At 32.2% G+C, this 15,894-nt stretch carries 18 protein-coding genes; 1 reads left to right on the forward strand and 17 read right to left on the reverse strand.

Annotated features, from left to right (window positions below; all coding sequences use genetic code 11):
- Nucleotides 1-222 precede the first annotated feature (222 nt).
- From KI230_RS07320 to cmk, 12 genes are all read right to left on the reverse strand, one after another.
- A complete protein-coding gene (locus tag KI230_RS07320; RefSeq protein WP_000789522.1) occupies nucleotides 223-423 on the reverse strand; it encodes a hypothetical protein in 201 nt (66 codons plus the stop codon).
- A gap of 208 nt (nucleotides 424-631) precedes the next feature.
- The gene (ndk, locus tag KI230_RS07325) at nucleotides 632-1,081 is read right to left on the reverse strand and encodes a nucleoside-diphosphate kinase (protein ID WP_000442480.1); all 450 of its coding nucleotides are present in this window, start codon (nucleotides 1,079-1,081) and stop codon (nucleotides 632-634) included.
- A gap of 91 nt (nucleotides 1,082-1,172) precedes the next feature.
- Complete coding sequence (locus tag KI230_RS07330; RefSeq protein ID WP_001096479.1) at nucleotides 1,173-2,132, reverse strand: polyprenyl synthetase family protein; 960 nt, start codon at nucleotides 2,130-2,132, stop codon at nucleotides 1,173-1,175.
- A 1-nt stretch (nucleotide 2,133) separates the two neighbouring features.
- On the reverse strand, nucleotides 2,134-2,859 hold the full coding sequence (locus KI230_RS07335) for a demethylmenaquinone methyltransferase (protein WP_000774684.1): 726 nt from the start codon (nucleotides 2,857-2,859) through the stop codon (nucleotides 2,134-2,136).
- 2 nt (nucleotides 2,860-2,861) lie between these two features.
- On the reverse strand, nucleotides 2,862-3,434 hold the full coding sequence (locus tag KI230_RS07340) for a heptaprenyl diphosphate synthase component 1 (protein ID WP_000450555.1): 573 nt from the start codon (nucleotides 3,432-3,434) through the stop codon (nucleotides 2,862-2,864).
- A gap of 430 nt (nucleotides 3,435-3,864) precedes the next feature.
- The gene (hbs, locus tag KI230_RS07345) at nucleotides 3,865-4,137 is read right to left on the reverse strand and encodes a non-specific DNA-binding protein Hbs (RefSeq protein WP_001043863.1); all 273 of its coding nucleotides are present in this window, start codon (nucleotides 4,135-4,137) and stop codon (nucleotides 3,865-3,867) included.
- 170 nt (nucleotides 4,138-4,307) lie between these two features.
- Complete coding sequence (locus KI230_RS07350; RefSeq protein WP_000161751.1) at nucleotides 4,308-5,306, reverse strand: NAD(P)H-dependent glycerol-3-phosphate dehydrogenase; 999 nt, start codon at nucleotides 5,304-5,306, stop codon at nucleotides 4,308-4,310.
- Nucleotides 5,307-5,322: 16 nt separating this feature from the next.
- Complete coding sequence (gene der, locus KI230_RS07355; RefSeq protein ID WP_000165530.1) at nucleotides 5,323-6,633, reverse strand: ribosome biogenesis GTPase Der; 1,311 nt, start codon at nucleotides 6,631-6,633, stop codon at nucleotides 5,323-5,325.
- Nucleotides 6,634-6,854: 221 nt separating this feature from the next.
- Nucleotides 6,855-8,030, reverse strand: coding sequence for a 30S ribosomal protein S1 (gene rpsA / locus KI230_RS07360; protein ID WP_000133954.1), 1,176 nt, complete (start codon nucleotides 8,028-8,030; stop codon nucleotides 6,855-6,857).
- A 256-nt stretch (nucleotides 8,031-8,286) separates the two neighbouring features.
- A complete protein-coding gene (locus KI230_RS07365; protein WP_001789944.1) occupies nucleotides 8,287-8,478 on the reverse strand; it encodes a hypothetical protein in 192 nt (63 codons plus the stop codon).
- A 116-nt stretch (nucleotides 8,479-8,594) separates the two neighbouring features.
- Entirely contained in the window at nucleotides 8,595-8,711 is a 117-nt protein-coding gene (locus KI230_RS07370; protein WP_001789945.1) for a hypothetical protein, read from the reverse strand.
- Between the two features lie 30 nt (nucleotides 8,712-8,741).
- Complete coding sequence (gene cmk, locus KI230_RS07375; protein ID WP_000644391.1) at nucleotides 8,742-9,401, reverse strand: (d)CMP kinase; 660 nt, start codon at nucleotides 9,399-9,401, stop codon at nucleotides 8,742-8,744.
- Between the two features lie 76 nt (nucleotides 9,402-9,477).
- Between cmk and KI230_RS07380 the strand changes: the two genes are divergently transcribed.
- Nucleotides 9,478-10,446, forward strand: a complete 969-nt coding sequence (locus tag KI230_RS07380; protein ID WP_045177170.1) for an asparaginase — start codon at nucleotides 9,478-9,480, stop codon at nucleotides 10,444-10,446.
- Nucleotides 10,447-10,560: 114 nt separating this feature from the next.
- Here the strand turns inward: KI230_RS07380 and ypdA are convergent, their stop codons facing one another.
- The 5 genes from ypdA to KI230_RS07405 form a co-directional block, all read right to left on the reverse strand.
- The gene (gene ypdA / locus KI230_RS07385) at nucleotides 10,561-11,547 is read right to left on the reverse strand and encodes a bacillithiol disulfide reductase YpdA (protein ID WP_001174260.1); all 987 of its coding nucleotides are present in this window, start codon (nucleotides 11,545-11,547) and stop codon (nucleotides 10,561-10,563) included.
- Between the two features lie 160 nt (nucleotides 11,548-11,707).
- Nucleotides 11,708-11,824, reverse strand: a complete 117-nt coding sequence (locus tag KI230_RS07390) for a hypothetical protein (RefSeq protein WP_031864479.1) — start codon at nucleotides 11,822-11,824, stop codon at nucleotides 11,708-11,710.
- Between the two features lie 124 nt (nucleotides 11,825-11,948).
- Complete coding sequence (ebpS, locus tag KI230_RS07395; RefSeq protein ID WP_045177167.1) at nucleotides 11,949-13,409, reverse strand: elastin-binding protein EbpS; 1,461 nt, start codon at nucleotides 13,407-13,409, stop codon at nucleotides 11,949-11,951.
- 152 nt (nucleotides 13,410-13,561) lie between these two features.
- Nucleotides 13,562-14,941, reverse strand: a complete 1,380-nt coding sequence (locus tag KI230_RS07400) for a RecQ family ATP-dependent DNA helicase (RefSeq protein ID WP_000902121.1) — start codon at nucleotides 14,939-14,941, stop codon at nucleotides 13,562-13,564.
- A complete protein-coding gene (locus tag KI230_RS07405; RefSeq protein ID WP_001163801.1) occupies nucleotides 14,931-15,884 on the reverse strand; it encodes a YpbB family protein in 954 nt (317 codons plus the stop codon). The genes KI230_RS07400 and KI230_RS07405 overlap by 11 nt, the downstream gene beginning before the upstream one ends.
- Nucleotides 15,885-15,894 lie beyond the last annotated feature (10 nt).

Genomic DNA, 15,894 nt, shown 5'->3' on the forward strand with positions numbered 1-15,894 from the left:
AATTATAATATATTCGTCTGTAGAAAAGTATCATGAATTTCTAAACAGTTGCATCATATAATCATTAATTAAAAATGATTAGCCGTTTTAATATAATCGTATCGCAACTTTAGCAAATAATATACTGACTACATTTCTTAATACAAAAGAACGAACTGTTAATTATTAATAAAGTTAATCAGTCCGTTTAAAAAAAATTATGATATTAAAAATATACATATGTTAAGCGCTTTTGTTATACTTTGACTTCAAAAATATAATCAATTCTTTTACTAATACATAAAAAATATAAATGAGAGTCAGTATAAAAATAATTTTTGTTATAGGATTAAGTGGTTTATCTAAAAATATAGCACCATATAGTAATTCCATTAATTTTAAGAACATTAAAATCCCCAAAATAATCGAAATAATATTCTTCATTTTAACAACCCCTTCTCTCTGTTTAGTTTCATTTGATAAAGAATATTCCTCTCTTTTTAATACGTGTTACCAAAAAACTATAAAATTTTTCAAGTAATTTACTACAACATAAAAAACGGGCCTTGTTATGTATAATCATAATGACTAACCACATAACAAAACCCTTTCTACCTTTATAAATAAATCGTAAAGGTTTACAGTTTAAATTTTATTCATATAACCATGCATCACGTGGTGAAGCATAGCTAGTAATTTCATTTTCATTAAACCATAGATTAATTTCACGTTCAGCAGACTCTAATGAATCTGAACCGTGAATGATATTTCTACCAACAGTTAAACCTAAATCACCTCTAATTGATCCTGGTGAAGCTTCTGAAGGATTTGTGCTGCCAATAATATGTCTAGATACATTAACTGCATCTTCACCTTCAACTACCATTGCGAACACTGGTGCTGATGTAATAAATGAAATTAAATCATTATAAAATGGTTTACCTTGGTGTTCACCATAATGTGTTTCAGCAAGTTCCATTGGTACTTGCATTAATTTACCACCGACAAGTTTTAGTCCTTTTCTTTCAATTCTTGAAATTACTTCACCAATTAGATTTCTTTGTACTGCATCTGGTTTAATCATTAAAAATGTACGTTCCACTTTATGTATCCCCCTGTGTTTAATAGGTTTATGTATATTACTATTATATATTAACAGGTTGGTAAAGCGCTTTCAATACTTTTCATAAATACTACGTGTTTCTTGAACCCATTTTTTTCGTCAAACTTAAAAGTAGTGATTTCGGATGTCCATCTGGTAACTCAGAAATCAAATCCAAAGCTTTACTTAAATACTTCGAACTTACTGCCTTAGCCTCATCGATGCTGTCAGATTTTCTAATGATTTGGATACATTCTTCAAATTCTTTACGTTCACTATCACGACGTAATTGTTCAATTTTCAATTTGAAGTCTGGGTTTTTACGCATTTCTAATAAAATCGGTAACGTAATATGACCATTAAGCAAATCACTTCCGACCGGCTTACCTAATTTCTTTTCGGTACTTGTGAAGTCTAATACATCATCAATGATTTGGAAGCTCATACCTATATAATGACCAATCATTTTCAATTTTCGTACAGTCTCTTTATCAGATTGAGATGTAATTGCACCAACTTCAGTTGATAATTGAATTAACAGTGCTGTTTTGCGATTGATACGTCGTAAATAATTGATAATTGTCTGTTGACTGTTAAATTGGTCTTGAAATTGGAAAAGTTCCCCTCTACAAACATCAACGATAGATTCAGATATTAATTGATGTACACGATTATCTTTAACTGCCATTAAGTGTTCAAGTCCTAATGCCAATAAAAAATTCCCAGTTAAAATAGCAGTTGTCTGATCCCATTTCTTTGATATGGTTAACTTGCCTCGACGCTTGTCGCTTTTATCAATAACGTCATCATGAACAAGTGTTGCCATATGAATTAACTCTAATGCGACTGCAACTTGATACGTTTGTTCAGACGTTTGTTCATCTTTGCCAAATTGGCTACTCAGAATAACAAATGCTGGGCGTACTCTTTTACCACCAGAAGACAATAAGTGTAATGATGCCTGTTCTAATACAGAATCTTTACTTTTTATTGCCTTTTCAAGTCGTTGTTCCACTTTCTTAATTTCATTGTTCATGTTTAACTTTGCCACGTTAATCACCTTTGGTATTATCTTTTTCTTTATAGCCAAGGTGCATTGCAGCAACGCCCCCTGTAAAACTACGTACTCTTACATTTATGAAACCCGCTTCTTCAAACATGCGCTTCAACTCTTCTTTTCCAGGAAAATTAAACGTAGATTGCTGTAACCATTCATATTCTTCTTTTGATTTTGCAAATAATTTTCCAAAAATAGGCATAACAAATTTAAAGTATAATGCATACATTTGTTTAAAGACTGGCAAAGTTGGTTGGCTCGTTTCAAGACATACCACCATACCACCTGGTTTAAGTACTCTATTCATTTCTTTTAACGCGACTAAATAGTCTGGCACATTTCTTAATCCAAACCCAATTGTTACATAATCAAAAGAATTGTCTTCAAACGGCAATTCCATTGCATCACCATGAACAAGTTTAACATTTTCCATTGAAGCAGTTTTTTCTTTTCCTACTTCTAACATATTCTCACTAAAGTCAATACCAGTAACTTCACCTGTTGGTCCTACAGCTTTGCTTAATGCGATTGTCCAATCACCAGTACCACAACAAACATCTAATGCTTTCGTCCCTTTTCTAACGCCCATGTCTTTCATGACGCGTTTTCTCCATACTTTATGCTGCTCAAAACTAATAATATTATTTAATCTATCATATTTTTTTGAAATATTTTGAAAAACGCGATGTACTTGCTCTTTATTTGCTTTATTGTCAGCCATGCTTAATTACCTCTACTTTTTAAATAACTTTTTTGGATATCGTGTAAGTAATGCTTTACTTCACTTTGATTATATTTCTTGAAGTATGATGGATAGTAATCAGACATATCTTCAAATAAATAATTATATATTTCCGACTCATCAATATTGATACCGAAATGAGATAACGTAATATATGGGAAAAGTGTTTCAATTTTTACTATTGCTTGAGAAATTTCATAATCATTTAAAGCTTGATGATGTAATGAAGATTTCAATTCATTAATTTCAACAATTGCTTTACTAATTTCATTTTGAAATGATAAATCATTGATTTCTGCTAGTAGCGTATAAAAATGTGCACTAATTAAATCTCCAATCAAAATGGAATGTTTAGACAAATGATTATATGTAATGTCATCAAGGTGTCTCATTGATGTGTCAATTGTGAGGCATGCTACTTTGGCAACATCTGGAATATCATATGAATCAAGTAACTTACCTAACCGATGATTAATATTAATGGATTCATATTCTGATACACCCTTTAATCTTTCTTCTATTTGTCTTTCCAATTTGCTAACAGTTGTTTCCATGTCTACACCTCACGATATTATCACTATTCATATTAACATTATATGTAAGAAATTAAAATCTTTTGAAGCATTAAGATTACTTATCATTTTTAAATTTCAATTTAAACTAACAGTAATTTATGTAGCTTTTGTAATTCTCATAATAACCTTTACTTCATTTACATTATTCATCTTTTTAAATAACGTAAAATACTATAGTAGACATGGTTACCTTTTAAGTAAATTCAACGCTAACAATTAATCTCATTATTCATATGTATATTTTGTAGTTGCTATTTTTATCAAAACTATTATGTCATGTAATATTTTGAACGCTTAAACAATGAATGTTCCAAAGATTAAAAACTTAGAAGAACATTACAATTTATGTACAGGTTGTAAGTATTAAAAGCAAAATAAAAAGCCCTTATTCAGGGCTTTTTAAGTAAAATTATTTTACAGCATCTTTTAATGCTTTACCAGCTTTGAATGCTGGAACTTTACTTGCTGGGATATCAATTTCTTTACCAGTTTGAGGGTTACGACCTTTACGTGCAGCACGTTCACGTACCTCAAAGTTACCGAAACCAATTAATTGTACTTTTTCACCTTTAGCAAGTGAGTTTTGGATTGATTCGAATACAGCATCTACTGCTGAACCAGCTTCTTTTTTAGTTAAATCAGCTTGCTCTGCAACTGCATTGATTAAATCTGTTTTGTTCATTAGACATTCACCTCCTGAGGTTTGATAATGATATGTTTATATCATTATGGTAAAACTTTAACACAAGCATTACATAAATCGCAATCATTTATGTGGCAAAAACGTTGAATTTAAGCCATTTCTATTCATTTTACGTAATTATTAGCCGTATATGTGTAATAATACACATTTTATTCAGATTTTTTATCGCGCTCCATTAAATCTTTTACGCATTCTTTTACTGAGATATTTTCAAATAATACTCTATATAATGCATTTGTAATTGGCATATCCACATTTTTTTCTTTAGCTAAATGATAAACTGATTTAGTTGTATAAATACCTTCAACAACCATATTCATTTCAGATAATGCTTGATCCATTGATTCACCTTGTCCAAGTTTATATCCTAATGTGAAATTTCGAGAATGTGTTGATGTGCAAGTAACGATTAAGTCACCGATACCACCTAAACCTAGAAATGTCATAGGATCGGCACCTAACTTTTCACCTAATCTACTAATTTCCGCTAGGCCACGAGTCATTAATGCAGCTTTTGCATTATCACCGTAGCCAATTCCAGCAACGATACCACTTGCTACTGCGATGATATTTTTCAATGCACCACCAAGTTCAACACCAATCAAGTCATCATTCGTGTACACACGCAAATAATCATTCATAAATAAATCTTGCGTTAATTTACTTACACTTTTATCTTTTGATGATGCAGCAACTGTAGTTGGTTGCTTGACTACAACTTCTTCCGCATGACTTGGCCCTGACAACACGCCAATACCTGCATTATATTCGGGTGAAATAGAATCTTCAATCATTTCTGACACACGTTTAAACGTCCCATTTTCAATACCTTTAGCAACATGTATAAAAGTCTTTTTAGATGTCAGCTTATCATTAATTTGAGTAGCAACTTCTCGCATTGCTTTAGTAGGTAAAGCCATTAAGTAAATATCTGCAAATTGAATTGCTTTGGTCATATCTGAAGTAGCGATGATGTTAACATTTAATTTCGCGTATTTTAAATACTTTTTATTTGTATGACATGTATTTAATTCATCAACAGCATCTTGATTTTTACCCCACATCAAAACATCATGTCCATTTTCTGCAAGAACATTGGCAAGGGCTGTCCCAAAACTTCCCATACCAAAAACGGTAATTTTAGTCATTGTTATCCCCCAATCGTTAATTTCTCTTTCGAGCTATAATATGAATTGGTGTACCTTCAAAACCAAAAGCGGCACGGATTTGATTCTCTAAATAGCGTTTATAAGAAAAATGCATTAATTCTACATCATTAACAAATACAACAAATGTCGGTGGTTCTATAGCAACTTGTGTTGCATAAAAGACATTCAAACGTCTACCTTTGTCTGTTGGTGTAGGGTTCATGGAAATTGCATCAGTAACAACTTCATTTAAAGTTGAACTTTGAACACGTTTTTTATGGTTTTCACTTGCTTCATTGATGTAAGGGAATAATGTACGTAATCTTGTGCGTTCTTTAGCAGACACAAAAGCAATTTGTGCATAATCTAAAAATTGGAATTCTTTACGTACTTCATCTTCAAATTTCTTCATCGTTTTACTATCTTTTTCCACAGTATCCCATTTATTTACGACAATCACGACTGCTTTACCTTGTTCATGTGCATATCCTGCAACACGTTTATCTTGTTCAATGATGCCTTGTTCTGCATCTATGACCACTAAAACAACATTTGAACGTTCAATCGCTTTTAAAGCTCTTAATACTGAATATTTCTCAGTTGATTCATATACTTTTCCTTTTTTACGCATACCAGCAGTATCGATTAAAACATAATCTTGTCCATCATAACTATACTCTGTATCAATAGCGTCTCTCGTTGTCCCTGCAACATTAGAAACGATAACGCGATCTTCACCTAAAATAGCATTTACTAAACTTGATTTACCTACGTTTGGTCGTCCAATAATGGATAGTCGAATTGTATCTTCATCATAAGGATCTTCTTCCTCTTCACCAAAATGAGAAACAACTGCATCTAACAAGTCACCAAGACCTAAACCATGTGACCCTGATATCGGATACGGTTCACCAAATCCTAATGAATAGAAATCATACACGTCTGTACGCATTTCCATATTATCTACTTTGTTAACCGCTAATACGACCGGTTTTTTAGATTTGTATAAAATTTGAGCGACCATTTCATCGCTTTGTGTCAATCCTTCACGCACGTTAACCATAAAAATAATAACATCCGCTTCATCTATGGCGATTTCTGCCTGCGCTCTAATTTGTGTTTGGAATGGTGCATCACCAATTTCAATACCACCTGTATCAATAATATTGAAATCATGTGTTAACCATTCACCTGAAGAATAAATACGATCTCGTGTTACACCTGGCGTGTCTTCCACAATCGAAACACGTTCTCCAACTATTCTATTAAAAATTGTAGATTTACCTACATTAGGCCTACCTACAATAGCTACTATAGGTTTAGTCATAAGCTAACTTCCTCTCTTTCTTATATCTTTTTAATAATATCACATGAGACTGTGTATTCAAAATGAGTTTATTACTGTAATGATAAAAATCAGCACTTAAAACTTTATCTCTTTAAACACTTAGTTAAATTTGTCCACGTTATCATTCCGAGTATATTTTGTTACATAAAAATACTCCACATGCAATCATAAACATGTGGAGTTGACTATTAAATATTAAATTATAGTTTAAGATTTTTAAGTTTATCACCAATCATATCGCCAATTGTTGGATTATCTTCTTCTTCGTTTTCTAAGTACGCCTTAGTCGTAGAAGGATCACTTTCAACAACATCTTCGTTTGGTAATGTTGCTTTAATAGATAGTGATACTCTTTCATTCTCTTCATCAATACCTAATATTTTAACATTTACTTGTTGACCAGGTTCTAACACTTCACCTGGCGTACCAATGTGTTTGTGTGCAATTTCAGAAATATGTACAAGTCCTTGTACACCTGGTGCAATTTCAACAAATGCACCAAAGTTTGCCAATCTTACTACGACACCTTCAATGACATCATTTTCGTGGAATTGACCTTTAATATTTTCGAAAGGTGTTGGTAACGTATCTTTGATTGATAATGAAATACGTTCTGTATCTCTATCAATAGATTTAATTTTAACTTTAACATCTTGACCAATTGAAACTACTTCTTCTGGTGTTTGAACATGTTCGTGAGAAAGTTCAGATACATGCACTAAACCATCAACACCGCCAATGTCTATAAATGCACCAAATTGAGTTAAACGCGCTACTTTACCATCAATAACATCGCCTTCATTTAAAGATTGTAATAATTGATCTTTTTTAGCATCGTTTTCTTCTTGTTCAACTGCTTTACGGCTTAAAATGACTCTATTATTTTCAGGATCCAATTCTTCAACTTTAATACGAATTGTTTGTCCATCAAACACAGAGAAATCCTCAATGAAGTCTGTTGAAATTAGTGAAGCCGGAACAAAACCTCTTTGTCCTACATCAACAACCAAACCACCTTTAACTACTTCTGTTACTTTCGCTTCGATGATTTCATTATTATCTAATTTTTCTTGTAAATAACTATAAGACTTCTCAGTTTCAAGTTGTCTTCTAGATAAGATGTAAGCTCCAGTTTCATTTTCTTCATCAAACTCAACTTTAGTGACATATGCTTCAACTTCGTCGCCCTCTTTTACAACTTCACTTGGGCTATCAATATGATGCGTAGATAGTTGACTAATAGGAATAATCCCATTAAATTTACCACCGTTGATATGAACAACAACTTGCTTGTCTTCAACTTGTTGTACCTCGCCAGTGACTTTGTCACCTTCTTTAATATCGTTAATCATTGATTCATTGAATTCTTCAGTCATCTTGTTTGCCTCCTTATACACTACATATTTATAACATCTTATAAACTGACAGAATTGTCAAGAAATTCTACCTCGATTACATTTTGCGAAATAGTCATATACATAAATATGTCACTTTATCATATTCAAGTCGTCATATCGATAAATATTTATTACAACCATTTTTGTATCAAAGTAATACAGTTTGCTATGTTTATACATATTTTTTGTATAAAAATTAGCATAGCTTACTATTTTGTTTTATAAGTCTGTCATTTCATTGTTCTCTACAAGATATATTATAGTAAAATTTTATACTTTTATAAAACAAAAAGCCACGCAAATAAGCAACTTTTACATTTGAATAGTAAGAAGACCGTATATAGTGCATCTTTCTCGAATTATTACATAGGACATTTTTTGTGACTAAATCAGCTTCTTTTGCAATATTTAGATTTGTAACACTCATTTTCTTACCATTTGTAAAATGCTTTATGAATGTAATGAATTATTTTTGGAATTCTAATAATTCACCTTTATTATTTCTTTTTACTTTTTGAAAAACTTACACAATTCACTGACGCATTAACTTTTACCAAAAATAAAAAGGCAACTTTCATTCATCATTGAATAAAAATCACCTTTTAATTTGAGTAAATCATTATCAGCACATTCATTTTGTATATGCGTTAAGCGTTGCACATTACAAATAGATAGTTATGACTTATTAGATTATTTAATTTGACTCACCATCGCTAAAATTTCGTCAGTAACTTCTTCAATCGACTTGCCTGTCGTATCTAATGTCACTGCATCATCTGCTTTTCTTAATGGTGATATTTCACGGTTCATGTCATATTGATCACGAGCTTCAATATCACGTTTTAAATCTTCAAAATTTGATTCGATACCTCTTAATTGATTATCTTTATATCTTCTTTCTGCTCGCTCTTCAACTGATGCAATCATATATACTTTTAAATCTGCATCTGGTAGCACTACAGTTCCGATATCGCGACCATCCATTACGATACCTTTTTCTGCAGCTAACTCTTTTTGTTTTTTAACGGCGAATGAACGTACTGGCTCTTTAGATGCAACGTATGAAACATGTTGCGTCACATCATTATTTCTTAAAAAGTCTGTTACATCTTCGTTATCTAAAATGACACATTGACCTTTATCTGCTTTATAAGTTAAATCTAATGTTGTTTGGTCAACTAGTTTTGCAAAGTCCTCAGTTTTGTTTAATTTTAAATATTTGTATGTTAATGCACGATACATTGCTCCTGTATCAACATAAATCATTGATAGTTCGCTGGCTACACGTTTTGCAATTGTACTTTTTCCGGCAGCAGCTGGACCATCTAATGCAATATTAATGGCTTTCATGCGTCATTTCCCTTCCTTGTCGTTTTATGAATAATATTTTATCATAATTAGGTAAACGAAATATAGGAGGAAATATATGAAACATCTACTTGTTATTCATACTGGTGGCACCATTAGTATGTCACAAGACCAATCTAATAAAGTAGTAACAAATGATATCAACCCTATTTCAATGCATCAAGATGTCATAAATCAATATGCACAAATAGATGAATTAAATCCTTTTAATGTACCATCACCTCATATGACAATCCAACATGTTAAACAATTAAAGGATATTATTTTAGAAGCAGTAACAAATAAATATTATGATGGTTTCGTTATCACGCATGGTACCGATACGTTAGAAGAAACTGCCTTTTTACTTGATTTAATATTAGGTATCGAGCAACCTGTTGTTATTACTGGCGCAATGCGCTCGTCTAATGAAATTGGTTCTGACGGATTATATAATTATATTTCCGCTATTCGCGTTGCCTCTGATGAAAAGGCCCGTCATAAAGGCGTGATGGTTGTATTTAATGATGAAATACATACGGCCCGTAATGTTACCAAAACACATACGTCTAATACAAACACATTTCAAAGTCCAAATCATGGTCCGCTAGGTGTATTGACAAAGGATCGTGTGCAATTCCATCATATGCCATATCGCCAACAAGCATTGGAAACTGTCAATGAGAAACTAAATGTACCATTAGTAAAAGCATATATGGGTATGCCAGGTGACATTTTTAGTTTTTATAGTCGTGAAGGTATCGATGGTATGGTTATTGAAGCGTTAGGACAAGGCAACATACCTCCAAGCGCATTAGAAGGCATTCAACAATTAGTATCTTTAAATATACCTATTGTGCTAGTTTCACGTTCCTTTAATGGTATTGTGAGTCCAACTTACGCATACGATGGTGGTGGTTACCAACTCGCACAACAAGGTTTTATTTTTTCTAACGGTTTGAATGGTCCAAAAGCAAGATTAAAATTATTAGTCGCGTTAAGCAACAATTTAGATAAAGCTGAAATCAAATCATATTTTGAATTATAATGATTACTTAACATAAAAAGGTCTATGTACAATAATTAGTCATCAACCTCATTTGACATATCATGAATGTCAGTCGTTGTAAAACTAAGATATTTAGTACATAGACCTTTATTTTTATGATTCTAAGGGCGTTTGTTTCTTAGCTAGCATGCTTTGAGCAATAATGCCACCGTGGAATTTACCATTTTCAATAAAAATGGTATTCGCATCGTTCCCTGCAGCAATTACACCTGCAATATAGCAATTTTCGATATTTGTTTCGTATGTTTCTTTATTATACATAGGCGCTGTTCCAAATTCATTTGTATTAATTTGAATGCCTACAGATTTTAAAAATTCATAATCGGGATGATAACCAATCATCGCAAATACATAATCATTGTGTATTGTTTTACTTTCACCATTTACTTCATAAGTCACAGTATCTTCAGTTATTTGGGTAACATTAGCATTAAATTCCATGTCAATTTTTTCATGATTTACTAATGCTGTGAAATTTGGAAGTATCCACGGTTTAATTGAAGGCGAATAATCTCCACCACGATATAGAACCGTCACGTTAGCACCAGCTTTTTCCAACTCCAAAGCAGCATCGATAGCCGAATTCTTACCACCGATAATTACAACATCTTGATCAAAATACGGATGTGCCTCTTTAAAATAATGGAACACTTTAGGTAAATCCGCACCTTCAACTTCTAATGTATTATGCTGACCATAATAGCCTGTCGCGATTGTTAAAAATCGACATTCATAAACATCTTTCGTCGTAGTAATAGTAAATTTATTATTCATTTTTTTAACAGTTAATACTTCTTCAAATGCATTTACTTTTAATTGATGATGTTTTACAACTTCTCGGTAATAAACTAGCGCTTGATTACGTCTTGGTTTACTTTCTTCAACGATAAACGGTACGTCCCCAATACTTAATTTATCACTTGATGAGAAAAATGTTTGGTGAGTAGGATAATTGTAGATTGATTCAACGACATTACCCTTTTCAATAATTAAGGTATCAATACCTTTTCTTTTTTGTTCAATAGCCGCACTTAATCCGCATGGCCCTCCACCAATTATGATACTTTCAACTTTTTGCATTGTTTCGGCCTCCTTTAATCCCAAACTATTATAACAGTTCAGTGATTGATGCGCTAAGTCTGTGCTTGAAGATTTATGATATATTTTTGACAATTTGTTTAATGTGCATAGAGAATTGTTAGCTACGGAGTTGAATAACACTACAATTTAATATGTTGATTTATTTTTTATTCTTCCTCGTTAAATTTGTTGATTGTGGTGTTTTATCTTTTTGATGACTATTTAAAAAGTTTAATTGATATGCCAATATTCGAGACAAGACCTTGTTAAATAACAAACTTTGAAAAATGAAAAAACCGCTACATACTTATAAGCGCAATTTAAGTTCTCCAAAATATTTAGAGATACTTATAATATGCACGTTTGTATATAGCAGTTCAGTTACAATTTATATAGTTATATTATGGAATAACGATTTGTTGACCGTTTCTAATATTGTTACCACTTAAACCATTGGCACGTCTAATTTTTTCAACATTTTCCGGTGAACCTGAACCGTAGTATTGAATTGCGATACGGTATAAGTTTTCTTGACCATTCACTGTATGTCTTTGGCCACCACCTTGACGTTGTTGTTGCTGTTGTTGATTTTGATTAGCTTGTTGTTGATTTTGATTATTTTGTGCTTGGTTGTTCGCTTGATTAGCGTTGTTTTGATCATTATCAGTTTCATCTTTAGTCGCTTTGTCTTGATCATCTTTTGATTTATCACTGTCTGTAGATTTTGATTTATCTTTAGAAGCGTCTTTAGATGTGTCTTTGTCTTTACTTTCATCAGCATTATTTTTATTTGTATTCGCGATTTTATTTTCTTTTGTACCATTATTATGATTGTTTAATGCCATGCCTCCAAATATCGCTAATGCACCGATAATTAGTACAGCTGCAATTAATGGTAACAATACTTTGGCCATGCCACCTTTTTTACGTTCTTTATCTCTGTCATGATGGTCATGTTCATCATGGTTTTGGCTTGCATTATTAGAGGCATGTGGTTTTGAAGCGGCAGAAGCACTTTTACTTGCTGCGCCTCCAGCCAAACCTGCTGTTCCAGCACCGATCGCTGCACCTTTTTTGCCATTATGATGATCTTTAGACTTATCTTGAGACGCTTTATCCTCAGTCGAGTTATTCGCCTTGCCAGAATTACTTTTGTTTTGAGCGTCATTTGAATGTTTCTTAGCTTTAGAAACACCCATTGCACCAGCTGCACCTGCAACACCCGCTGTTCCAGCACCAATTGCTGCGCCTTTTTTACCACTATGATGATCTTTAGATTCATCTTTGTCTTGCTTAACAGTTACATCATCATGTTTATCTTTTGATGTATTTGCTTGGTTAGCACCTGTTGCAAAATATGGTTTAGGTTGGTGAGATTGTTCAGCTTCACTCTTATCAGAAACTGTTGAATGCTCAGTGTTATTTTCTGCATTTTTAATAGTATCGTGTTTATCATTGTCTTCGATTGGTTCTGGATGTGATTTATCCATTGCAAAAGCATTCTTATTATAATATTCCTCTTCATGTTGAGGTGTACTGTCTTGATGGCTAGGTTCTTGACTTTCAGTACTGTGTGATGATTCAACTTGACGATCATCTATTGTGCCAGCCTCATTTTGAACATTGTCTTCAGATGTTTGTGATTCATTGTGAACTTGTTTATTATGATTCGTTGCTAAATCACGGCGTCTTTTTCTTCTTTGGGCATTTCTTGGCGGAAACTGTTGCTCCGTATTCTCTATTGTATCCTGATGTTCTAATTCTGATTGGTCTTTTTCAACATCTTCCGTATGGTCTTGATGTGAATTTGTGTCTATCGATTGACGATTTTTTTCAAAGTCATCTTTAAAATTATTAGACATAGCCATCTTCCTTTCTATTCTATTACAATGATTTTACATAAAATATACCCACATGACATATGTTTATGTATATTTTTCAAAATTATTTCAATCATTTTTCAATTGTGTATACACTAATTATAGCTTGTCAATTTTCTTTTAGTAAAGTAATACTATCTGAGAAATAAATTTTGCAACTTTTCATCAAATCCAATACTTCTAATTACCTTCTTCTTATTTAAAATTACGATATCAGTTATATTAGAATCATTGTCACAACATCGATCTTGTGCCGGTGGATATTCACCGAAAAATTCTAATAAATACTTCCGTCTACATTGATCCAATTTGCAATAGCCAATCATGCGAAAGAATCCTAATTGCTTTCGTTTAAATGATTGCTTAAATATCTGTTTCAAGGCGCCGATACTATAGAATGAATGCAACGTTGTCAAAACGTCTTGTTTATCGGGTGCTAAAAATTCTCCTATTTCGAAATTTTGTACATCTTCTTCTGTTATCATATCTGCAAATAATAACGTTTCTAAAATATATTTATCGTCCGGTTGAAATAAACTAATTGCCTGACTTAGTTCACCATCGCGACCCGCACGGCCAATTTCTTGAATGTAGTTAGAAGGACTTGTTGAAAGATGAAAGTGAATGATTGTGCGAATATCTTTTTTATTAATTCCCATACCAAAAGCACTCGTTGCGACTATAATCGGAATATCATTATTTAAAAATTGTTGTTGAACTGTGTGTCGCTCTTGATAATTCATATCACCATGATAAATACCTGTAAGAAAACCTGAATCATAAATAAGTTGCGCTAAATTCAGACACATCTTTTTCGATGAGACATAAATAATCGTTGGTCCCGACTGTTGTAGAAACGGCAGCAACCATTCAATTTTATCTTCATCATCATGAAAATTAAGATGCTTAAAGCTTATATTTGGGCGATTCATTGTAGTTTTAATAACATTGAATTGAATCGCTAACATTTCCGTCAAATCATCTTGTAAATGCGGTGGTGCAGTTGCTGTCAATGCTAAGACAACCGCTTCTTTAAAATGCTTTGTTACTTTTCCTATTAGAGCATAATGTGGTCTGAAATCATATCCCCATTCAGATAGGCAATGTGCTTCATCTAGAACAATCATGCCAAAGTCTATCATAGATATTAATTTAAAATTTGACGGTTGCAGGAGAAATTCTGGACTTAGAAAGATGAAGCGGCTATGTCGTAAACATTTAATATTATGCTTTTTCTCAATTTCATCCATACCAGAGTGAATACATGTTACACGTTTTTCTCCATTTATTTTCAACTGCATAACTTGGTCATCCATTAAAGATATTAACGGTGAGATAATTAATGTCGGCTTACCTGATAAATACGTAGGTATTTGATAACACAAACTCTTTCCACTTCCAGTTGGAAGTATACCTAGAGTGTGTTGTTGAGACATTATACTTTCTATAATTTCCTGTTGTCCCGGTTTAAAACTCTCGAATCCAAATTTGTTTCGTAAAATATCATGCAACATTCAGATCACCTCTTTCAAATCCAACGATTAATACTTTTAATTGAAAATATGATAACGTGTCAAATTGTTCTTTGTAAAATTTTAATCGTTCGCCACGATGCTGTTGATAAAAATTCAAAAACTGGAGTTGATCTTCTAGTTCAACATAATCATCGTAATTAGACATGTAACCTTTGATTAAGATTTCAAGTACATGATCTTCGATAGTATTGATTTTAACTTGTTGTTGAGCCGCTATATCTTCCATCGTGAATTGTTCAAGCAATTTTGTATAAGTAATATAAGTTTGATTTAATAATGTAGGTTTCATTATTATTTTTGATAAAATAGTATATTCTCCACTTTCTAATTCAAACATCATTGTCACTAAATTATTCATTTCGTATTCAAACAATTGCTGTTGAGATAGCTTTTCTATTAAACTAACTTGCTGTCTCGTATACATTGGTTCATCATAGCCTTGCAAATAATAATGTAAGTAACATGGCCCTTTTAAAGTTATTGCTTTAAACAAGTTATGTAGTTCATTTTCAAAATCAATTTGTAATTGGTTTTCTTTAATGTAGTTATAGACAATCTTTACAGTTTCTTGTATCTTATTATTTTGAGAGATTGGTACAAAATGAAAAACATGTTGTTTGGTATTAGACATGGTTTGCACTAATAGTTGAATTGCTTGAAATGTTTGCCCCATGCTTTCAAATGTATATCTAGGATGCAACATGATTTCCATTTCAGCATTAAATTCATTGATTTTTTCTAAAAATAGCTCAAAAGACGGATATTTTAATAGTGGTAAACTGTGATATAATGACAACTGTTGTTGACTACAAGCGTCAAAAAAGGTTTGGTGAGATTTCTTACCAACTAAGATATTGTAAATACTTTTATTTGTTTTATAGTTAAATGTTTGTTGTAATGCTGTTTTTATAATGTGTTGCAAATTTAACCCT

This window comes from Staphylococcus sp. MZ3 (genome assembly GCF_018622755.1).
Lineage (GTDB): Bacteria > Bacillota > Bacilli > Staphylococcales > Staphylococcaceae > Staphylococcus > Staphylococcus aureus.